This is a genomic window from Streptococcus mitis, from assembly GCF_946190375.1.
GTDB lineage: Bacteria > Bacillota > Bacilli > Lactobacillales > Streptococcaceae > Streptococcus > Streptococcus mitis_CJ.
The window spans coordinates 22819-43477 of sequence record NZ_CAMIAF010000018.1 but is presented as its reverse complement, the minus strand read 5'-3'; the positions used below and the strand labels follow the sequence as shown (position 1 = coordinate 43477).

Sequence of the window (20659 nt, the reverse complement as noted above, 5' to 3'; positions counted from 1 at the left end):
TACTGTTCCAGACGAGGCTCCTAAATCAGAGAAGCCTGACTATACGCAACCAATAGGAGCAAATCTTGTAGAGTCAGCAGTTCATGAAAAACCAGCATACACTGAACCTGTAGGTACTGTTCCAGACGAGGCTCCTAAATCAGAGAAGCCTGACTATACGCAACCAATAGGAGCAAATCTTGTAGAGTCAGAAGTTCATGAAAAACCAGCATACACTAAACCTGTAGGTACTGTTCCAGACGAGGCTCCTAAATCAGAGAAGCCTGACTATGCGCAACCAATAGGTACAAACCTTGTAGAGCCAGCAGTTCAACCGGCATTACTAGAAGCTGTTGTGACGGACAAAGGGGAACCAGAAGTTCAACCAGCATTACCAGAAGCTGTTGTGACGGACAAAGGGGAACCAGAAGTTCAACCGGCATTACCAGAAGCTGTTGTAACTGACAAAGGGGAACCAGAAGTTCAGCCAGCGTTACCAGAAGCTGTTGTGACTGAAAAAGGTGAGCCGGAAGTTCAGCCAGCGTTACCCGAAGCTGTTGTGACTGACAAAGGCGAACCAGAAGTTCAACCAGCGTTGCCGGAAGCTGTTGTGACTGACAAAGGCGAACCAGAAGTTCAACCAGCGTTGCCGGAAGCTGTTGTAACTGATAAAGGGGAACCAGAAGTTCAGCCAGCATTACCAGAAGCTGTTGTGACTGACAAAGGTGAACCAGAAGTTCAAGCTGAGTTGCCAGAATATACGTCAAAAGTTGCTCCAACTTTGACTTTAGATAAGGTTACAGAAGATGCGATGGATCGTTCAGCTACATTGGATTACACTCTTGAAAATACAGGTAATGCTGAAATCAAGAGCATTATAGCTGAGATTAAAGATGGGGACACTGTTGTTAAGCGAGTTGATTTATCTAAAGAAAAATTGACAGACGCTATTCAAGGTTTGGATTTATTCAAAGATTATAAAATTGTAACAACAATGACTTACAACCGTGGTGAAGGTGATGAAACATCTAAATTAGATGAAAAACCTTTGCGTTTGGAGTTGAAAAAGGTCGAAATTAAAAACATTTCATCTACTAATTTAGTGAAGGTGAATGATGATGGTACTGAAACACCAAGTGATTTCATGAGCGAAAAACCTTCTGATGAAGATGTGAAGAAAATGTACTTAAAAATCACTAGTCGTGATAATAAGGTAACTCGTTTAGCTGTTGACTCTATTGAAGAGGTGACAGAAGAAGGTAAAAAACTTTATAAAATCACTGCTGAAGCGCAAGATTTAATTCAACATACTGACCCAAGTAAGATACGAAATGAGTACGTTTATTACATGGAAAAACCACGACCAAAGGTTGGAAATGTATATTACAACTTCAAAGAACTCATTGAAGATATGCAGAAAAAACCTGATGGTGAGTTTAAATTGGGTGCTGACCTTAATGCCACAAATGTATCATCATTTGGTAAATCATATGTTACAAAAGATTTCAAAGGTAAGCTCTTGAGTGATGGTGATAATCACTATACCATTCATAACTTGTCACGTCCGTTATTTGGCAATGTTATCGGTGGTACAGTAACCAAAATAAATCTTGGGAATGTAAACATCGATATGCCATGGGCAGACCGAATTGCACCGATTGCCGACACTATTAAAGGTGGCGCTAAAATTGAAGATGTCAAAGTGACTGGTAACGTATTAGGTAAAAACTGGGTATCTGGATTTATTGATAAGATTGATAACCAAGGTACACTCAGAAATGTAGCCTTTATCGGAAATGTAACTGCTGTCGGTGATGGTGGACAATACTTGACAGGTATCGTTGGTGAAAACTGGAAAGGTTTAGTAGAAAAAGCATATGTGAATGCTAATCTTGTCGGTAATAAGGCAAAAGCTGCGGGAATTGCTTATAGTTCACAAAACGGTGGGGATAACGGTGCTGTAAGTCGTGATGGTGCGATTAAGAAATCAGTAGCAAAAGGAACCATTAAAGTAGCTAAACCAATTGAAAATGGTGGTGTTGTAGGAAGCCTGAAGCACCACGGTTCCGTTGAAGATTCAGTTTCTATGATGAAAGTATCTAATGGTGAAATTTTCTATGGTTCTAGTGATATTGATTATGATGATGGCTATTGGACAGGAAATAATGTGAAACGAAATTACGTTGTAGTAGATGTCAGTGAGGGGAATTCTAGCTACCAGCGTTCAAAAGATAAAAATCGTATCAAACCTATTTCTGAAGAAGAGGCAAAATCTAAGATTGAAGCTACAGGTATCACCGCAGATAAATACGAAATCAACGAACCTGTGGTCAATCGCTTAAACCGTTTAACCAGAAAAGAAGATGAGTACAAGACAACCCAAGACTATAAAGTAGATCGAGATCTGGCTTATCGTAATATTGAGAAACTTCAACCATTCTACAATAAAGAGTGGATTGTCAACCAAGGTAACAAACTTGCAGAAGATTCAAACTTAGCTAAGAAAGAAGTCCTTTCTGTTACGGGGATGAAGAATGGTCAATTCGTGACCGATTTATCGGATATCGATAAAATAATGATTCACTATGCAGATGGCACTAAAGAAGAAATGGGGGTCACACTCAAGGATTCTAAAGTCCAACAAGTGCGTGAATATAGCGTATCTGGTCTTGGTGATGTTGTCTATACACCAAATATGGTTGTTAAAAATCGAGACAAACTGATTGCGGATGTGAAAGCTCAATTATCAAGTGTAGAATTGATTTCACAAAAAGTCCGTGCCTTGATGGATAAACGAGATACATCTAGAGACCCTAATGCTAATTCGGATGAACGTAAGAATGGTTATATTAAAGATCTATTCTTTGAAGAAAGCTTTGCGGACGTGAAAGAAAATCTTGACAAACTAGTTAAAGCTATTGTTGAAAACGAAGACCATCAATTGAATGGTGATGAAGCTGCGATAAAAGCACTTCTCAAGAAAGTAGAAACCAATAAAGCTAAAATCATGATGGCTCTGACTTATCTCAATCGTTACTATGATATCAAATATGGTGACATGAGTATCAAAAACATCATGATGTTTAAACCTGACTTTTATGGTAAGACACCAAGTGTTATTGACAGACTCATCAACATCGGTTCAAGTGAAAAGAACTTGAAAGGGGATCGGACTCAGGATGCTTACCGTGAAATCATCGCAGGTAATACTGGTAAAGGTAATTTACGTAACTTCTTAGAGTACAACATGCGTTTGTTTACAGAGGATAAAGACATTAATGATTGGTTTATTCACTCAGCTAAGAATGTTTATGTTTCAGAACCTAAAACTACAAATCCTGACTTTATTAATAAACGTCATAGAGTCTTTGATGGGCTAGATAACGGCGTTCATGGTCGTATGATTTTACCATTGCTCAACTTGAAGAAAGCTCATATGTTCTTAATTTCAACCTATAATACAATGGCTTATAGCTCATTTGAGAAATATGGTAAGTTAACAGAAGAATCTCGAAACGAATTTAAGAAAGAGATTGATAAAGTTGCTAAGGGACAACAAACTTATTTAGATTTCTGGTCACGTTTATCATTATCTAATGTTCGTGATAGACTTCTTAAGAGTCAAAATATGGTACCGACACCAGTTTGGGATAACCAGACCTACAATGGTTCTCCTGTAGGTCGTCGAGGATTTGACAGTAAAGGGAACCCTATAGCTCCAATTCGTGAATTATATGGTCCAACATGGCGACACCATGATAGAGACTGGCGTATGGGCGCTATGGCATCAATATTCCCTAATCCAAATAATGATGACAAGGTCTTGTTTATGGTGACGGATATGATTAGCCCATTTGGTATTTCAGCCTTTACTCACGAAACAACACACGTAAACGATAGAATGCTTTACTTCGGTGGTCATAAGCATCGTCAAGGTACAGACGTTGAAGCCTATGCACAAGGTATGCTGCAAACACCTGACAGCTCAACGACTAATGGTGAATACGGCGCACTTGGAATTAACATGGCTTACCATCGTACAAATGATGGTAACCAATGGTACAACCCAGATCCTGACAAATTAAAGACACGTGATGACATTGACCGCTACATGAGAAACTACAATGAAGCTATGATGTTGCTTGATCATGTAGAAGCTGATGCTGTACTTCCTAAAATTAAAGGAGACAATAGTAAGTGGTTCAAGAAGATTGACAAAGAAATGCGCTCTAAGATTCAGTATAATGATCTTTTAGGTCCAAACCAATGGGATAGTGTCCGTGATTTGAAAGATGAAGAAAAGGTAATGACTTTATCTAGCGTCAATGATTTAGTGGATAATAACTTCATGACAAAACATGGAAATCCAGGTAATGGACGTTATAGACCAGAAGATTTTACACCAAACTCAGCTTACGTAAATGTCAATATGATGGCTGGTATTTATGGTGGTAATACAAGCAAAGGTGCTCCTGGTTCATTATCATTTAAACACAATGCTTTTCGTATGTGGGGTTACTTTGGATATGCAAATGGATTCATTGGATATGTCTCTAGCAAATATCAAGATGAAGCTAATAGACAAAATAATAGCTTATTAGGAGATGATTTTATCATCAAGAAAGTATCTGGAGACAAGTTCAAGACACTTGAAGAGTGGAAGAGGCATTGGTACGAGGAGGTTCTTGCTAAAGCTAAGAAAGGCTTTGAAGGTATCGATATTGATGGCGTCCATATCAGTAACTATGATGAGTTAAGGCCTTTATTTGATAAAGCAGTCGAAGAAGATTTGAAAAAAACAGATGACTTCTCTCATACTGTAGCTCTTAAATCTAAGGTATTCAAAGCCCTTCTTAAAAATACAGACGGTTTCTTTAACCAACTGTTTAAAAAAGACATTTAAATGTTTAAAATATAAAGAGGACAGTTTTTTGCTCCCTCTGAAAAGTCATCATTTGATGGCTTTCAAAAAGCACCTCAAAAAAGGTATTGCCAAGTTGCAATACCTTTTTTTGAGGCTCTTTTATCTTGTCCTTGTTTCAATTGACGATACCACATTATGTACTGTTTTGCTTCATTTTATTATAAAAGGATTTAGTCCTGTGCAGTACAGAACTAAATCCTTTCAATAATTATTTGTGCAACTTTTTGGGGTTAGTAAAGAGAAGCTCGTTTTTGTTCATTCTCTTTCTGTGTCAAGTCTCTTAATCTTTATTTTCGTATGGCAAGATCAAGTTCAAGATGATTCCTGTCATGGCTGATAGGGCAGTACCTGAAAGGGTAACTGGACCGAGTTTAAGGATAGCTCCTCCAAGTCCAAGGACCAACATAGCACTTGCGATGATTAGGTTACGCATTTGAGCAAAATCAACACGTTCTTTAATCAAGACTTTCAAACCGTTGCTGGCGATAACTCCATAGAGAAGGATTGACATACCACCAAGTACAGCATTTGGAATGGTTGAAATCAAGGCAGTAAATTTACCAAGGAAGCTAAGGGCAATCGCGATAAAGGCAGCGTTACGGATAACTGAGACAGAAGCGATACGAGTCATACCGATAACCCCTGTATTTTCTCCGTAAGTTGTATTGGCTGGTCCACCAAGGAAGGCAGAAACTGAAGTTGCGATACCGTCACCAAGAAGAGTACGGTGAAGACCTGGTTCTTTCAAGAATTGACGGCCACAGATTTGACCCAAAACAGTATGGTCTCCGATATGTTCAGAAATTGTTACGATAGCGATTGGTAAGATGGCGATGGTTTCTGGCCCAAAGTAAAGATTGTACTCTTTAAAGGCACCACCTGTGCTAAATGGCAAGTAGAAACCAGGAATTTCGAACCAGTTGGCTTTAAGAACTGGTGTAAAGTCAACTAGCCCAAGAGCTAGAGCGAAGAGGTAACCACCGATAATGGCAAAGAGGAAAGGAATGATTCGTAGGAAGCCTTTTCCTTTTGTATTGATAAAGGCAGCAATTAGGAAAGTAACAACCGCTACAAGAGCATTTTTCCAATTTCCGTCCGCTACAAGACCAGCGTTTGTAACAGCTGAACCTGCAAGTCCAAGACCGATAACGATAATCATAGGACCGATAATGATTGGTGGCAAGAGTTTATCAATCCACTTTGTACCTGCAAAACGAACACCAGCAGCAACAAGGACGTAGACCAAACCAGTCAAGATAACCCCTGTTTGAGCAGCGGATACATCCCCACCCATTTCTTTCATAGCCAGTGACATAGCTGTGATAAAAGCAAATGAAGAACCTAGATAAACTGGAACTCTAAATCCAGTTGAAATCATGTAGATGAGTGTTCCAACACCTGAAGCAAAAAGGGCAACAGATACAGGCATTCCCAAAATCAATGGTACCAAGATGGTCGCACCGAACATGGCGAAAACGTGTTGGAAACTAAGGAGAATTCCTTTTCCAGCTGAAGGACGTTGGTCAACGTCTAGTAACAAATCAACAGTTGATTCTTGTTTCATATAAACCTCACTTTTGGGCATCAAAAAAGAGCCCATTATTTTACAGCAATAGGCCCTCAGAGTAAGACTTCTTTAAAATCTAGACTTTAAAGAGTTTCAAATATTTCTGCGTCTTCGTCACCTCACGGGATGACATTAAAAACCTTTGCTTGTGATAGTATAGCAAAAATTACAAACTTTGTAAATATTTTTTTACTAAAAAGATTAAAGCGGGCGTTTATTTGGCATGCCAGCCTTACGTGGATATTTATTTGGTGTTTCCTTTTTCTTTTCTACCACTGTGATGTAACGCGGATCTCCATTTGGCAGGGCGTAGCTGAGATTGTCTTCGACCTTACTAAAAAGGAGATTGAGGGCATTCTTAGCTTCTAGCAACTCCTCAGGCGCATTACTGGCCTTGAGTGCCAATAGTTTGCCACCAACTTGCAGGTAAGGGATGGTCAATTCAGACAAGACCTGCATGCGGGCAACCGCACGAGCTGTTACAAAATCATATTGAGCACGGAAGTTTTTGTCTTGGGCAAAGTCTTCTGCACGTCCATGATAGAAATGAACTCCGTCCAAATTCAGTTCCTGAGCCAAAAGCTGAAGGAAGTTGATGCGCTTATTTAGCGAATCAATGATGGTCACATCTAGCTGAGGATAGAGGATTTTCATCGGTAGACTAGGAAATCCTGCCCCAGCACCGATATCAAGCAATTTGATATTTTCATTGGGAATCAAGCCTTGCAGAATAGGTGCAATCGAATCATAAAAATGTTTGAGATAAACTTCTTCCTTATCTGTAATAGCTGTCAAATTAATCTTTTCATTCCACTCGACCAAGAGCTCAAAATAACGTTCAAATTGTTCTTTTTGCTGGTCCGAAAGTGGAAGATTCTGTTCGGTAAGCAAGTTGTAAAATGTTTCTGGTTTCATAGTTATTTCCTTCTTTAGTATCATCTTATTTTACCACAATCATTAAAAATTTGATATACTGGTACTAATCTAAAAGTAGAAAGGACTTATATCATGACTTGGATTATTCTTGGAGTTTTGGCTCTTGTTGTTATTTTTGTGATTGTTAGCTATAACGGTTTGGTTAAAAATCGTATGCAAACCAAGGAGGCTTGGAGCCAAATTGATGTTCAGTTGAAACGTCGAAACGACCTCTTGCCAAACTTGATTGAAACTGTAAAAGGTTATGCCAAGTATGAAGGTTCTACCCTTGAAAAGGTGGCAGAACTACGTAACCAAGTGGCGGCAGCGACTTCACCAGCAGAAGCTATGAAAGCTAGTGATGCCCTCACTCGTCAGGTTTCAGGTATTTTTGCAGTTGCAGAAAGCTATCCAGATTTGAAAGCTAGTGCCAACTTTGTTAAATTGCAAGAGGAATTGACCAATACAGAAAATAAAATTTCTTACTCTCGTCAACTTTACAACAGTGTTGTTAGCAATTACAATGTAAAATTAGAAACTTTCCCAAGCAATATTATCGCTGGAATGTTTGGATTTAAAGCAGCAGATTTCCTTCAAACACCAGAAGAGGAAAAGGCAGTTCCTAAAGTTGATTTTAGCGGTTTAGGTGACTAAGATGTTGTTTGATCAAATTGCAAGCAATAAACGAAGAACCTGGATTTTGTTGCTGGTATTTTTCCTACTCTTAGCTCTGGTTGGCTATGCGGTTGGTTACCTCTTTATGAGGTCTGGGCTCGGTGGTTTGGCTATTGCACTGATTATCGGCTTTATCTATGCCTTGTCCATGATTTTTCAATCAACTGAGATTGTCATGTCCATGAATGGAGCGCGTGAGGTTGATGAGCAAATGGCACCAGACCTTTACCATGTAGTGGAAGATATGGCTATGGTGGCTCAGATTCCCATGCCTCGTGTTTTCATCATTGATGATCCAGCCTTAAATGCCTTTGCGACAGGTTCTAATCCTCAAAATGCGGCGGTTGCTGCGACTTCAGGCCTTCTAGCTATCATGAATCGTGAGGAGCTAGAAGCTGTTATGGGACATGAAGTCAGTCATATTCGTAATTACGATATCCGTATTTCGACTATTGCTGTTGCCCTTGCTAGTGCTATCACAATGCTTTCTAGTATGGCAGGTCGTATGATGTGGTGGGGTGGCGCAGGTCGCAGACGAAGTGACGATGACCGAGATGGAAATGGCTTAGAAATCATTATGCTAGTGGTTTCTTTACTAGCTATTGTACTGGCCCCTCTCGCTGCAACCTTGGTGCAACTAGCTATTTCTCGTCAGAGGGAATTCCTAGCTGATGCTTCCAGTGTCGAGTTGACGCGCAATCCTCAAGGGATGATTAACGCTCTACGTAAGTTGGATAATAGCGAGCCGATGCATCACCATGTTGATGATGCCAGTAGTGCACTTTATATCAATGATCCCAAGAAAGGTGGAGGGTTCCAAAAACTCTTTTATACCCACCCACCTATCTCGGAACGGATTGAACGTTTAAAACATATGTAAGTAAAATTTGCCTAATAGAATACTAAAAAATGAGCATTCTCGCAGTTGGATATGCTCATTTTCTTATATAATTGAACTCAGAAATCAATTTGTTACGATACAACTTAGAATTTCTTTAGGAAACTTCGTTCAGAACACATGATATATTGAAGAAAAAATCTGGAATCTATGCAAAATGTAAGATGGAAACTGATCTCGTTCTTCGCAAATTAGAGAATATTTTTGGTGAACTCAGAGTGTGTGTTAGAGACAAGTAGGCCAGCGTAGTAGAGCTAGGATTCATCTTAATGAGCATGGAGTTTACAAAATTGTCCAAGAATTCAATCTACAAATCAGCTATTTAAAAAGTACACAATGATTTCAGCTTGTTTGTGAGCAAAGCTGAAATCGCTGTGTGCTTTTAATTAGAAGTTGGTTTTTGTCCAGCCTCTTTTATAGTCTATTTCGGAAAACTTCGTACATGAGAATGGCTGCAGCAACACTGGCATTAAGACTTTGAACATGCCCATTCATGGGAATGGTAATCATTTCATCGACCTGTTTTTTGATGTTGCTAGAGATGCCTTTTCCTTCATTTCCGATGATGAGGGCGATTTTTCCTTTTGTATTCCACTTGTGGCAAGGAGTACCATTCATATCTGTTCCAAAGGTCCAGAAGCCTTCATCCTTGAGTTTGTCTAGAGTTTGACTGAGGTTGGTTACTCGGGCAATCGGAACGTGTTCAATAGCACCTGTGGCCGTTTTAGCAACGACAGGAGTAACTCCGACAGCACGGTGTTTGGGAATGATGACACCTGAAACGTTGGTCGCATCGGCTGTTCGCAAGATAGAACCCAGATTATGGGGGTCGGTTAACCCGTCCAGAATTAATAGCAAAGGATTTTCTTCTTGGCGTGTTTTGGCAAGGATGTGATCCAGCTCGCTATAGGCAAATTCAGACACTCGTAGAACAAAACCTTGGTGGACAGCACCTTCAGTCATCTCAGAGAGGGATTTTTTTGAGGTCCAAGAAATGGACACTTTCTTTTCTGTAGCCAGTTCCTTGACTTTTTCAACATTCTTACCTCGGAGATCTTCTTGGAGGTAAAGTTTGTTTCCTGTGTTTGCCAGGAGGGCTTCGGTAACGGCGTGGACGCCATAGACAATATCATTTGTTTTCATGCCTCTATTATAACACAAAACCCCGTCTTGCAACGGGATTTTCTTTATTCTAGAATCAGTAAACCATCTTTAACTGCAAATGGGTCTTTTTCATTGATACGATCGTAAAACATGATACCGTTGATGTGGTCAATTTCATGTTGAACAACGATGGAGTTGTAGCCTTTGAGTTTGATACGGTGTTTTTCGCCATCCTTGTCAAAGTAGTCAACAGTAACGCGAGCATGGCGAACTACATAGCCAGGCACGTTGCGGTCAACAGAAAGGCAACCTTCTCCTTCGCCAAGAGCAGCGTCTTGAACAGAGTGAGAGACGATTTTTGGATTGTACATAATAGCTTGCAAGTCGTAGGCTTCCTGCGGAGTTTCGCCTTCTTCAACAATATTAGGCACCAAAACAGCGATAATACGTTTGGAGATATCTAATTGGGGAGCAGCAACTCCAACCCCACCTCGTAGCCCCATCTTTTCAGCCATGACAGGATCTTGGGAATGTTTGAGGAATTGCATCATCTTTTCTCCGAGAATGATTTCCTGGTCAGATAGGGGGAAAGTGACTTCCTCAGCAACTGCGCGAAGAGTCGGATTCCCCTCGCGGATAATATCTTTCATATCAATTAAGTGAGCAGCTTTTGTAATACGTTCTATAGCAGACATTTTCTCTCCTTTCATTACCTCTACATGATAACACAAAATGACAAGGATTGAAAGCATTACAGCCTTTATGATTTATAGAAAATGGATAGGAAGTTCAATTCATACTCAATGAAAATCAAAGAGCAAACTAGGAAGCTAGTCGCAGGTTGCTCAAAGCACTGCTTTGAGGTTGTAGATAGAACTGACGAAGTCAGCTCAAAACACTGTTTTGAGGTTGTGGATAGAACTGACGAAGTCAGTTACATATATATACGGTAAGGCGACGTTGACGCGGTTTGAATTTGATTTTCGAAGAGTATCAATTGTGAAAGAATTACTTATCTGTGATATAATAAAAAGAAAAGGCTTGCATTAGAAAGTAGGGAGAATGAAGATGCAAAGAAGACAGGATAGACATAAACGTGGACCAGTTTTTCATTTTGTGAGAGGCTTTGTAAACTTTTTTAGGAGTTATCGCAAGTGGAGTAATAAGGGATTTGTGGCAATACTCTTGCTAGCAGTTGCTTTATCAATGGGCTTGGTCTTGTTGTTTGAAAGTTTCCAAGGCATGCCTCTGACCAGTCAAAAAAAGGATACCATTTCTCAAGAAGGGACTAAGCAAAAGTCTCAGGAGCAGGAAGAGGAAAAAACTGCCAGAATTATGGCTCACGGGGATTTGCTCTACCACGATGGACTTTTCTTTTCAGCTAAAAAAGAAGACGGTACCTATGACTTTCATGAGAATTTTGAATATGTGACACCTTGGCTTAAGCAAGCAGACTTAGCTATTGGTGATTTTGAAGGAACCATTAATAAGGATCATTATTTAGCAGGTTATCCTCTCTTTAATGCTCCTGCTGAAGTTATGGATGCCATTAAGGATGCAGGTTATCATGTTCTAGATTTGGCTCATAATCACATTTTGGATTCGCAAATTGAGGGAGTTATTTCAACGGCCGATATTATTGAGAAAGCTGGAATCACTCCAATCGGAGTTTATACGCACGAGCCACGGGATCAGGCTCCGCTGGTCATTAAGGAAGTGAATGGTATCAAGGTTGCACTGTTAGCCTATTCCTATGGTTTCAATGGCATTGAGCAGTATATTTCTCAGGAAGACTATAATCGTTATCTTTCAGATTTAAACGAAGATAAGATGAAGGCTGAAATTGAACGGGCGGAAAAGGAAGCGGATATCACCATTATCATGCCTCAAATGGGTGTTGAGTATCAATTGGAACCAACTGAAGAACAAAAAGCTCTTTATCACAAGATGATTGATTGGGGAGCGGATATCATCTTTGGAGGGCATCCTCACGTTGTTGAACCATCTGAAACGGTTGAAAAAGATGGAGATAAGAAACTCATTATCTATTCAATGGGGAACTTCATTTCCAATCAACGGATTGAATCTATGGGAGATGAAGAAAATGCTAAGTGGACTGAACGTGGTGTTCTCATGGACGTGACCATTAAGAAGAAGGATGGAAAAACAACTATCGGAACAGCTAAAGCTCATCCTACTTGGGTCAATCGAACACCAAAGGGAACCTTTTCACCAGAAGGCTATCCTTTATATCATTATCAAACCTATATCTTAGAAGACTTCATCGAGGGTGGCAGTCATCGTGACCAGTTAGATGAAGCGACTAAGGAACGAATTGATACAGCCTACAAAGAAATGAACGAACATGTAGGATTGAAGTGGGACTAGCTTGAATCCAGAGGAAAGTAAATGACGATTAAAGTAATTGCGACAGATATGGATGGGACCTTGCTGGATGCTAGAGGCCAGCTGGATCTTCCACGCTTGGAAAAGATTTTAGATCAGTTGGATAAAAGGGGCATTCGTTTTGTCATTGCGACGGGCAATGAGATTCACCGCATGAGACAACTACTGGGCCACTTGGTGGATCGAGTGGTTTTGGTTGTTGCCAATGGTGCTCGTATTTTTGAAAACAACGAATTGATTCAAGCTCAGACATGGGATGACGCCATTGTCGACAAGGCTTTGGCTCATTTTAAGGGGCGAGCATGTCAAGATCAGTTTGTTGTAACGGGGATGAAGGGTGGTTTTGTCAAGGAAGGTACGATTTTTACAGATCTTGAAAGTTTTATGACTCCAGAAATGATTGAAAAATTCTACCAACGGATGCAGTTTGTGGATGAGTTAACCTCTGATCTCTTTGGTGGGGTTCTCAAGATGAGCATGGTTGTTGGTGAGGAGCGTTTGAGTTCGGTCTTGGCAGAGATTAATGACCTTTTTGATGGCCGTGTTCGGGCTGTTTCGAGTGGCTATGGTTGTATTGATATTCTCCAAGCTGGGATTCATAAAGCATGGGGCTTGGAAGAATTACTCAAGCGCTGGGACTTGACCCCCAAACAAATCATGGCTTTTGGTGACAGTGAAAATGATGTTGAGATGCTTGAAATGGCTGGGATTGCCTATGCGATGGAAAATGCTGATGATAAAGCCAAAGCTGTGGCGACGGCTCTAGCGCCAGCCAACAGCCAAGGAGGAGTTTACCAAGTCTTGGAAAATTGGTTAGAAAAAGGAGAATGAAGTGGCAGTACAGTTATTAGAAAATTGGCTCCTAAAGGAACAGGGTAAAATCCAAACCAAGTATCGTCACTTAAATCAGGTTTCAGTTGTAGAGCCAGATATTCTTTTCATTGGGGACTCCATTGTCGAATATTATCCTCTGCAGGAGTTGCTTGGGACTGCAAAGACGATTGTCAATCGAGGCATTCGAGGATATCAGACAGGGCTGTTACGAGATAACCTTGATGTGCATCTATACGGTGGGGCGGTAGATAAAATTGTCCTTCTGATTGGGACAAACGATATCGGAAAGGATGTGCCTTCGAATGAGGCTCTCAATAATCTCGAAGCGATCATTCAATCCATTGCTCGCGATTATCCACTGACTGAGATTAAATTGCTTTCCATTTTGCCTGTCAATGAGGGAGAAGAGTACAAGCAGACGGTTTATATCCGCACGAATGAAAAAATTCAGAACTGGAATCAAGCCTATCAAGAGCTTGCTTCTGCCTATATGCAGGTGGAATTTGTGCCAGTTTTTGATATTTTGACAGACCAAGCAGGCCAACTCAAAAAAGACTATACTACTGATGGATTGCACCTCAGTATTGCCGGTTATCAGGTTTTGTCAAAAGCCTTGAAAGACTATCTTTTTTAGTTAGTTGATTTCCCTTTTGCATTTTTGACTTAGATAAGGTATAATGGTTTTATTGTCTTTTGGGGTCGTTACGGATTCGACAGGCATTATGAGGCATATTTTGCGACTCGTGTGGCGACGTAAACGCTCAGTTAAATATAACTGCAAAAAATAACACTTCTTACGCTCTAGCTGCCTAAAAACCAGCAGGCGTGACCCGATTTGGATTGCTCGTGTTCAATGACAGGTCTTATTATTAGCGAGATACGATTAAGTCTTGTCTAGCGGCTTGATAAGAGATTGATAGACTCGCAGTTTCTAGGCTTGAGTTATGTGTCGAGGGACTGTTAAACTAATACATAACCTATGGTTGTAGACAAATATGTTGGCAGGTGTTTGGACGTGGGTTCGACTCCCACCGGCTCCATTATTCCTTTGCATTCTTTTGCATTCCTTGGTAAAACGTTGTTAAATCAACGTTTTTTGTTTTTGTCTTTGGTATTCCTTGGTATTCTTTTGTAAAAAAGGGAGTCACAAAAGGAGTCACAAAAAGGAGGCGAACCTCCTTAAAAATCAATATAATTTGCAAAGCGTTCTCCGATGTCGTCCTTAGCTTGCTTGGTTATGTGGGTATAAACGTTCATGGTCGTTTTCAAATCAGAATGCCCTAGACGATGTTGGACTTGCTTCAAGGTCATACCAGCATCGAAACATAGACTGGCATGTGTATGTCTGAACCCGTGGATTTTAATCGGACGCAGGTCGCTACCCTCCACAATTTTAATAAGCCATTTTCTAGGCAAGGTGCTTGGAATTGGCTTTTTAAATTCATTTTCAAAGATATATTTTGTATTTGGATTTTGCTTTTTCCATTTTTTCAAAATATTTTTTGTCTTTTTGTCTAGACTGATTAGTCGATTACTACTGACCGTTTTAGTGTTGCCTATCTCTTCGCCTGCGAAACCTCTCGTAATAGCCTTGTTTATGTCTAGAGTATTATCTGTCCAGTCTTTCCATTCAAGGGCCAAAATCTCCCCTTTTCGTGCCCCTGTGAAGGCCAGAAGACGAAATAGAGTTATCTTTTCTAGATCCTTTGTTTTGGAGACAAGTTTCAAGAATTTTTGAAGTTCGTCTTTGTTGTAAAAGTCGCTTTTGCCATCTGATTTCTTTCTTGTTGAAGCAATCACGCTATCAACTGGATTCGTATCAATATATCCATGCCTAATTGCGTATTTAAAAACATTATTCATCAATCCTTTTAATTTACGACCATAGACTAATTTTCTAGACCATTCATTGGCCTGCTCTTGCATTTGAAGAGGAGTGATACTAGCTATTTTTCTATTGCCGAAAACTGGATAGATGTGATTCTTGAAATTTCTAGAAGTCTTGATATAGGTGCTGTCTTGTACGGTTTCAGAATAATCTTTGAGCCATTTTTTAGCAATCTCCTCAACCGTGATTTCTTTCCTGCTTTGCTCACCACTCTCAATATCGTCCTGAAGCTGAAGTAGTGCTGCTCTTGCTTTTGCTTTCGTTTCAAATCCACGTCGAGTAGCGTATTGACTATATCCGTTAATTTTCCCGATATAAGCACGGAACATGTAAGCAGTCTCACCGTTTTTCTTTTTATAAGACTTTATTTCCATTGATTTTTACCTCATTTCCTGATAAAATGGGTATAGTAAAGAGGGCTTTTTAATGCCTTTTACTATACTACCTAATCCTCACACTCTCCTCGACCAAAATTTGAGTGTGGGGATTTTTTGTTTTCTATTTTTTAAATATATTTTTTATAGCATGCCACAGGTATCTCCAACGGTAATTTTTGTGGAAATTACGATGCCTTTGTAAATCTGTTTTTAGAACATCTTTTGGATATCCCATTTCGCTGGCTAAAACTAGCCAATCTGAGGGGTATGATGCGTCATGCTCCTTTATAGAATAGAGACATAGTTCTAATAAGTTAAAGCCTTCTTTGTTATCAAATAAAGCTAAAGAATGGAAGAAAGTATATAAATCTCTTTGCCCTTTACCATTTCGGTAATCAGCCGGTGTTATCTTTATTTGGTTATGAAACTTTTTGTGGTAACTTAGACTCGTACTTGCTTTATAATTAAACATGCGTCCGCCATGAGCAGCACGATTTCTGAATGCTAATATTAAATCTAGTATTTCTATAAATAAAGTTTTATCTGCTGGTGTTAGTTGAGAGCTAGAAAGACCTGTACAAAGAGAAATAATCTTGTCTTTTTGTGGACCTTTTAGGATTTTAATAAAATTGGTGATATTTCCTAGTGTTGTTTCTTTAAAAAGTATCCACGGAGGTATGTGCTTATGTTTGATTCGATAAGAGTTTAAAGGCTCTACAGGTCTATTGGCTGCGATGTCTTTAAGCATATCCAGAAGAAAATCTCTTTGATATTTTTTGTGTTTACGTTGAAATTTCCCTTTATTGTAATTTTTTCTATCCAGATAATCTGATTCTAAAATACCAAAATCTTCTGCTAGAGTATAAGCTAGGGCTGTTCTTAGAGATAACTCTACTTCCAAAGTCGCTTGCATGACCAAACTTCTGATTTGTTTGTCAAGATTATAAAGTGAAACAAGGTGTTCAAATGTTTCCTTTTCTAAAAATGTTTCAACTTTTTTGGATGAATCAAGTAAAAAAATCTTGTATCCATTTACTATTTCGTAATAACCGTAGTTTCTGAGAGCAAAGTTAGCAGCTTTTCTATCTAAAATAGTTAAGTTTCTATTTTCTAATATTTTAATTTGTTTATTAAAATCGGAAAAAGGTTTCATTTTTTCTCCTATAAAGCACGAAAGAGCCTCAATAATGTATTGAGACTCTTTCGGTAGGATGCATCGGGCATCCGGACCAATTCGTATAAATACATTATAGAGTCTTTTGTTATTTTTGTCAAGCAACTATTTCCAAAATGGAAACAGTTGGTTTTATTCCCCTCTATACACCCCGACAACTGCATAGATCTTGATGTGTGTGTCTTCGGCTGGTGGGAAGTCTAGGATGATGTCTTCGTACTTGTCATTGAGTGATACGAGGCGTAAGCGTCCGTTTTCGGTATATATCTTCTTAAAGTAAGAACGGTCTCCGTATGCGATAACTGCTAGGTCTCCGTTGTAGGTGGTCAGTCCTTTGTCTACCAAATAGAGAATATCTCCGTCTTGATAGTCAGGTTGCATGGAGTCTCCACTGACCTTGGTAGCAATATCGTGGCGTGGCGGTTGCTCGTCAACCTCTATAGTCTCTCTGTCTGTATCGTCGTAACCAAATCCATAGTTAAATCCACAAGCTGCTGCCGTCTCAGATACAACCTCAACTTGGTACAAGCTGATAACCTCCGATACTTCGTTTATCTTCGTTTCTTCTTCGTTTTTCTGCTCTTTCAGAAGATCCTCAGACGTTCGTAGAACGATTTTTTTATTTTCAGGGGATAATTTTCGAGCGGTGTTTGTAATTTCTTCTAAAAGGGAGTCTGACGGTTGAGCAGTAGAAATTTTGTTTTCGATAAGGTCAGATTTATTTATATTAAAATAGTTTGCCAAAAGTTCAATTTTACCAATCCGAGGATAAGTTATTCCTTTTAGCCAGTCACGAACTGTAGTGTATTTCAAATCCAAGTCTGCACATAATGTATTTCTGTCTACTCCTTTTTGCTCCATGTAAAAACTTAGATTATTGGCAAAAATTTCTTTGTTTTCGACTTTCATTTCCGCCCCTCCTTACATAGTATATTTTACGGCAAAAACGCAAAAAAGTAAAGAATAAAAAAAAAATTGCGAAAAAAACGCAAAAAATACTTGACATTGCGGTTTAACCGCAGTATAATATAATCAAGCTTAAGGAAAAGGAGGTAAGGCAAATGATGGAACACATCATAAAAAGCCTAGCAACCAAGGACACTGCAACCGTCATCTTGGCACTAGGCTTAGTCAGAGAAGCACGTTTGTGGCACAAACAAATTTTAGAACACAAACGTAAGCTTCAAAACAAAAAGTAGAGAGAGGGGCAGAAGCCCCAACCTCTACTTGATAGTGTACCATCATTTGCCATGAAAAGCAATGGATGAAAATACAGGATTGATAATCCTAGCAGGATTTGTGATTGTATCTTTCACTATTCGTCAGATAGTGAAGTACCGATGTGATAAAAAAAGTAAGGAGTAGGAAGGAGAAATAATGTGAGACTAAAATAAAATGCATATATCAAAAAACGTACTCCAGCTGCTATCTGAAGTACGCTACGGAAATTGTTCTGCTCAAACTAATAGCAGTAGTCAACAACACTTCGCTGGTATCGTCCCCAGCACTGTAGTTGAAATAAACTCTGATTCTCGATTTTAGAGTCTAGCTTTTTCGCCACTTTATAAGTGACAGCTTGTTTAAACTTTTTTTGGTCGTCTAGCTAAGACGCCCTGAAAAAGCTAACTCTCCCTATTGAACCCTGCTAGCCAGGTGCGGTAGGCAAAAGGTAAACCTACAAATGAATCCAGAAGTTTACTGAGACACAGTCCCCTTCAAAAATTTTGCCAATTTGCATCAGCTCCTTTCTTGTTAAGGATAATATAACTATAAACAATTTTTGAAGAGGTTACATCGGTCTTAAGACCGATTTTTTTGGAGAAAATCATGGAAGATAAAATCATCGAACTTGCTGATTACTTCATCAGCGAGAACACAACGTACAGAGAAGCTAAAATAGCGTGTGAGAAGCTATTGAAACAAGTCAGCCATGAGATAGAACTCAGGGCGATGGAAAGTCAGATTAGATGAATTAAGATAAGGAGGTGGTAATGTGAAAAAAATGACTTTAAAAACACTAAGAACACTCAAAAATTGGAGGCAAAGTGATGCAGCAGAAGCTGTAAATGTTTCGGTTGATACATGGGGGAATTGGGAACGTGGAATAACAGAGCCAAGTGTTTCAAAAGCGTATCAAATTGCTAATATTTTTGAAGTATCAGTGGATGATATTATTTTTTTGCCTGACATTGCGGTTTAACCGTAACAATGTAATTAAAACCAAAAAAAGCACCTGACGGCAATCAGGCGCATATCAAAAATTACTAATTGAATTATAACACAGATGGGAAAATAAGCGAAGAGAAAGTAGGAAATAGTATGAACAATGCAGCGCAAAAAGTAACATGGATTGACAGAGATGCCTGGGAGATTGCTACGGAGCTGGCGAACGAGTACGTCGTTTCTATTTGTCACATCATCAGCGAGAGCGTCCGCTACTGTGCAGAGAATGCCGAATTTAAGGAGATGGACGTTGTCGTTAAACGATTGGTAGTCGGCAGTAAGGTGCTGGAGTAGGAGGGGAAGATGAATGAACTAAAAATAAGAGCAGATGGTATTTATTTGAATAACCAAAAATTAAAAGGTGTGCAAGCAATCAAAACAAAAAGCACGGCTGAAAGCAACCATGCTACTGTCTACTTAAAATTTATTGCCAAGCTGATTTGAAATGAGGTTGGTATTTGATTTCGTTATATCACAAGCAGAAAGGAGAACGGAATGAACGAACTAGTATGGTTTTATTTCACTATAATTATCAACATAGTCATTGGTTTTGCCACGTACTACGCTAGCAAAAGAGATAGAAAAAAGCGCATCAACGAGTATAAAAAAATACAAGATGATGAGCTTGAAAGAATTAGAAATAAATTTAATTTATGATTTTTTAGAAGTCTTTACTTAGAAAGGAACATTATGAACGAACTAGAAAGAACAGCCCTCAACGAGATATTGAGGACCGTGACATATATTGCTGAGAAGTTGGATAAAATTGAAAAAATTTTAGAACCACAAGCAGAGATTAAAGACGAGATCATTGGAGCTTTATCTGCTGGCAAAGGAATCGTTGATTATGGTATAGGCTCTGCAAAAGGTGCTGTTGGCCCAAGGGCGCTCAACAACGACGAACGTCTTGCTGTGGGTTTGCCAGTGAATGAGCTTATTATAGGGGATTTAGGTGTTTAACAAAAAATTTCAATTATCTTTTGAACGGCTGGTTTATTTTCACGCTCAACAGCATCATGCCATGCGTTTAAAAATAGTTCAAAATCGGGTATTCCATATAGATTTGCTAATTTAGGTAATTCTGTAAAGAGTGCCGGAAACTCTCTAAAAATAGGGAGTAGCAGTGTTGCTAAGTATCTATTTTTAGGGCGGTCTGTAGAATTTCGGATAAGATGAATGATTTCGTCGGATTGATATTTTATTAATCTTTTGTGATTGAAGACTTCAATATCAAGTAGGCTTTCTTGACTGTATTGCAAATATGGCATACTCCTTGAATGTTTATCCCATATGTTTTGATTTGAATATTCTTCTAAAAAATAATGAGCTGTCATTTCACAAATCACTTCCTCGAACCAAAACATCGTCCGCTGCTTAGCACTGGTATTGATGTAAAAATGGCACAACTCATGAGCTACTTGGTAAACGTTTCTGGCGTAGAGGTCTGAACCTTCGGTTGATAAAAAAATGATGTGATTATCTGCAAATGTCATCGGTGCATCGACAATCTCAGCATCAACAATATATAATTTCTTATCAACAATACCAGGGAAAATCTTATTTGCTATATGAGGTAGATTAAGCATTACGAGTGGGTGGACACTCCTAGAGACACCATAGAAATAAAACCAATCTTTAGCATTAGGTAATTGAAATCTAAACATAATTTTTCTCCAATCGTTTTATTTTCATTAT

21 protein-coding genes and 1 other RNA gene are annotated in these 20659 nt (G+C 39.1%); 14 read left to right on the top strand and 8 right to left on the bottom strand.

All coding sequences use genetic code 11. The features are described 5' to 3' along the window. Positions 1-52 precede the first annotated feature (52 nt). Positions 53-4882, top strand: a complete 4830-nt coding sequence (locus N8M09_RS08895) for an SIALI-17 repeat-containing surface protein (RefSeq protein ID WP_419991730.1) — start codon at positions 53-55, stop codon at positions 4880-4882. A gap of 301 nt (positions 4883-5183) precedes the next feature. Here N8M09_RS08895 and N8M09_RS08890 read toward each other — a convergent pair whose 3' ends face one another. Next, complete coding sequence (locus tag N8M09_RS08890) at positions 5184-6467, bottom strand: uracil-xanthine permease family protein (protein WP_261064927.1); 1284 nt, start codon at positions 6465-6467, stop codon at positions 5184-5186. Between the two features lie 204 nt (positions 6468-6671). Then, a complete protein-coding gene (rsmG, locus tag N8M09_RS08885) occupies positions 6672-7385 on the bottom strand; it encodes a 16S rRNA (guanine(527)-N(7))-methyltransferase RsmG (RefSeq protein WP_261064926.1) in 714 nt (237 codons plus the stop codon). Positions 7386-7478: 93 nt separating this feature from the next. Between rsmG and N8M09_RS08880 the strand changes: the two genes are divergently transcribed. Together N8M09_RS08880 and htpX are read left to right on the top strand one after the other, a co-directional pair. Next, complete coding sequence (locus N8M09_RS08880; RefSeq protein WP_000219846.1) at positions 7479-8039, top strand: LemA family protein; 561 nt, start codon at positions 7479-7481, stop codon at positions 8037-8039. A 1-nt stretch (position 8040) separates the two neighbouring features. Beyond that, the gene (gene htpX / locus N8M09_RS08875; protein ID WP_261064925.1) at positions 8041-8940 is read left to right on the top strand and encodes a zinc metalloprotease HtpX; all 900 of its coding nucleotides are present in this window, start codon (positions 8041-8043) and stop codon (positions 8938-8940) included. A 432-nt stretch (positions 8941-9372) separates the two neighbouring features. Here the strand turns inward: htpX and rlmB are convergent, their stop codons facing one another. Continuing rightward, positions 9373-10101: a 23S rRNA (guanosine(2251)-2'-O)-methyltransferase RlmB gene (gene rlmB, locus N8M09_RS08870; RefSeq protein WP_000855742.1), complete on the bottom strand. Its 729-nt coding sequence runs from the start codon at positions 10099-10101 to the stop codon at positions 9373-9375. A gap of 44 nt (positions 10102-10145) precedes the next feature. Beyond that, the gene (gene def, locus N8M09_RS08865) at positions 10146-10757 is read right to left on the bottom strand and encodes a peptide deformylase (RefSeq protein ID WP_261064924.1); all 612 of its coding nucleotides are present in this window, start codon (positions 10755-10757) and stop codon (positions 10146-10148) included. 373 nt (positions 10758-11130) lie between these two features. Between def and N8M09_RS08860 the strand changes: the two genes are divergently transcribed. From N8M09_RS08860 to ssrA, 4 genes are all read left to right on the top strand, one after another. After that, complete coding sequence (locus N8M09_RS08860) at positions 11131-12450, top strand: CapA family protein (RefSeq protein WP_314726063.1); 1320 nt, start codon at positions 11131-11133, stop codon at positions 12448-12450. Positions 12451-12471: 21 nt separating this feature from the next. After that, positions 12472-13299 (top strand): HAD family hydrolase, encoded by an 828-nt coding sequence (locus N8M09_RS08855; RefSeq protein ID WP_261064923.1) that lies wholly within the window; start codon positions 12472-12474, stop codon positions 13297-13299. Between the two features lies 1 nt (position 13300). Continuing rightward, positions 13301-13936 carry an SGNH/GDSL hydrolase family protein gene (locus N8M09_RS08850; protein ID WP_261064922.1) on the top strand — a complete coding sequence of 212 codons (636 nt, stop codon included), beginning with the start codon at positions 13301-13303 and terminating at the stop codon, positions 13934-13936. A 61-nt stretch (positions 13937-13997) separates the two neighbouring features. Beyond that, positions 13998-14345, top strand: a transfer-messenger RNA (tmRNA) gene (gene ssrA, locus N8M09_RS08845). Positions 14346-14481: 136 nt separating this feature from the next. Here the strand turns inward: ssrA and N8M09_RS08840 are convergent. From N8M09_RS08840 to N8M09_RS08830, 3 genes are all read right to left on the bottom strand, one after another. Then, entirely contained in the window at positions 14482-15564 is a 1083-nt protein-coding gene (locus tag N8M09_RS08840) for a tyrosine-type recombinase/integrase (RefSeq protein ID WP_261064921.1), read from the bottom strand. A gap of 124 nt (positions 15565-15688) precedes the next feature. Next, on the bottom strand, positions 15689-16720 hold the full coding sequence (locus N8M09_RS08835) for an Abi family protein (protein ID WP_261064920.1): 1032 nt from the start codon (positions 16718-16720) through the stop codon (positions 15689-15691). A gap of 153 nt (positions 16721-16873) precedes the next feature. Then, positions 16874-17650: a S24 family peptidase gene (locus tag N8M09_RS08830; protein WP_261064919.1), complete on the bottom strand. Its 777-nt coding sequence runs from the start codon at positions 17648-17650 to the stop codon at positions 16874-16876. 152 nt (positions 17651-17802) lie between these two features. Between N8M09_RS08830 and N8M09_RS08825 the strand changes: the two genes are divergently transcribed. The 7 genes from N8M09_RS08825 (at position 17803) to N8M09_RS08795 (ending at position 19924) form a co-directional block, all read left to right on the top strand. After that, on the top strand, positions 17803-17940 hold the full coding sequence (locus tag N8M09_RS08825) for a hypothetical protein (RefSeq protein ID WP_153192915.1): 138 nt from the start codon (positions 17803-17805) through the stop codon (positions 17938-17940). A gap of 628 nt (positions 17941-18568) precedes the next feature. Then, entirely contained in the window at positions 18569-18712 is a 144-nt protein-coding gene (locus tag N8M09_RS08820; protein WP_194282332.1) for a hypothetical protein, read from the top strand. A 22-nt stretch (positions 18713-18734) separates the two neighbouring features. Continuing rightward, entirely contained in the window at positions 18735-18941 is a 207-nt protein-coding gene (locus tag N8M09_RS08815; protein WP_261064918.1) for a helix-turn-helix transcriptional regulator, read from the top strand. Positions 18942-19060: 119 nt separating this feature from the next. Beyond that, entirely contained in the window at positions 19061-19258 is a 198-nt protein-coding gene (locus tag N8M09_RS08810) for a hypothetical protein (RefSeq protein ID WP_261064917.1), read from the top strand. A gap of 9 nt (positions 19259-19267) precedes the next feature. Then, on the top strand, positions 19268-19408 hold the full coding sequence (locus N8M09_RS08805) for a hypothetical protein (RefSeq protein ID WP_261064916.1): 141 nt from the start codon (positions 19268-19270) through the stop codon (positions 19406-19408). A gap of 51 nt (positions 19409-19459) precedes the next feature. Then, positions 19460-19621: a hypothetical protein gene (locus N8M09_RS08800; RefSeq protein ID WP_261064915.1), complete on the top strand. Its 162-nt coding sequence runs from the start codon at positions 19460-19462 to the stop codon at positions 19619-19621. 33 nt (positions 19622-19654) lie between these two features. Next, positions 19655-19924, top strand: coding sequence for a hypothetical protein (locus tag N8M09_RS08795; protein WP_261064931.1), 270 nt, complete (start codon positions 19655-19657; stop codon positions 19922-19924). On the opposite strand, the gene N8M09_RS08790 is transcribed toward N8M09_RS08795, so the two are convergent. Continuing rightward, the gene (locus N8M09_RS08790; RefSeq protein ID WP_261064914.1) at positions 19921-20628 is read right to left on the bottom strand and encodes a hypothetical protein; all 708 of its coding nucleotides are present in this window, start codon (positions 20626-20628) and stop codon (positions 19921-19923) included. The genes N8M09_RS08795 and N8M09_RS08790 overlap by 4 nt on opposite strands. Positions 20629-20659: the final 31 nt, after the last annotated feature.

Excerpts from the sequence above, each read along its gene's own strand:
- N8M09_RS08890 (WP_261064927.1), bottom strand. The coding sequence starts at position 6,467 with ATGAAACAAGAATCAACTGTTGATTTGTTACTAGACGTTGACCAACGT.
- rsmG (WP_261064926.1), bottom strand. The coding sequence starts at position 7,385 with ATGAAACCAGAAACATTTTACAACTTGCTTACCGAACAGAATCTTCCA.
- N8M09_RS08880 (WP_000219846.1), top strand. The coding sequence starts at position 7,479 with ATGACTTGGATTATTCTTGGAGTTTTGGCTCTTGTTGTTATTTTTGTG.
- htpX (WP_261064925.1), top strand. The coding sequence starts at position 8,041 with ATGTTGTTTGATCAAATTGCAAGCAATAAACGAAGAACCTGGATTTTG.
- rlmB (WP_000855742.1), bottom strand. The coding sequence starts at position 10,101 with ATGAAAACAAATGATATTGTCTATGGCGTCCACGCCGTTACCGAAGCC.
- def (WP_261064924.1), bottom strand. The coding sequence starts at position 10,757 with ATGTCTGCTATAGAACGTATTACAAAAGCTGCTCACTTAATTGATATG.
- N8M09_RS08860 (WP_314726063.1), top strand. The coding sequence starts at position 11,131 with ATGCAAAGAAGACAGGATAGACATAAACGTGGACCAGTTTTTCATTTT.
- N8M09_RS08855 (WP_261064923.1), top strand. The coding sequence starts at position 12,472 with ATGACGATTAAAGTAATTGCGACAGATATGGATGGGACCTTGCTGGAT.
- N8M09_RS08840 (WP_261064921.1), bottom strand. The coding sequence starts at position 15,564 with ATGGAAATAAAGTCTTATAAAAAGAAAAACGGTGAGACTGCTTACATG.
- N8M09_RS08835 (WP_261064920.1), bottom strand. The coding sequence starts at position 16,720 with ATGAAACCTTTTTCCGATTTTAATAAACAAATTAAAATATTAGAAAAT.
- N8M09_RS08830 (WP_261064919.1), bottom strand. The coding sequence starts at position 17,650 with ATGAAAGTCGAAAACAAAGAAATTTTTGCCAATAATCTAAGTTTTTAC.
- N8M09_RS08825 (WP_153192915.1), top strand. The coding sequence starts at position 17,803 with ATGATGGAACACATCATAAAAAGCCTAGCAACCAAGGACACTGCAACC.
- N8M09_RS08820 (WP_194282332.1), top strand. The coding sequence starts at position 18,569 with ATGGAAGATAAAATCATCGAACTTGCTGATTACTTCATCAGCGAGAAC.
- N8M09_RS08810 (WP_261064917.1), top strand. The coding sequence starts at position 19,061 with ATGAACAATGCAGCGCAAAAAGTAACATGGATTGACAGAGATGCCTGG.
- N8M09_RS08805 (WP_261064916.1), top strand. The coding sequence starts at position 19,268 with ATGAATGAACTAAAAATAAGAGCAGATGGTATTTATTTGAATAACCAA.
- N8M09_RS08800 (WP_261064915.1), top strand. The coding sequence starts at position 19,460 with ATGAACGAACTAGTATGGTTTTATTTCACTATAATTATCAACATAGTC.
- N8M09_RS08795 (WP_261064931.1), top strand. The coding sequence starts at position 19,655 with ATGAACGAACTAGAAAGAACAGCCCTCAACGAGATATTGAGGACCGTG.
- N8M09_RS08790 (WP_261064914.1), bottom strand. The coding sequence starts at position 20,628 with ATGTTTAGATTTCAATTACCTAATGCTAAAGATTGGTTTTATTTCTAT.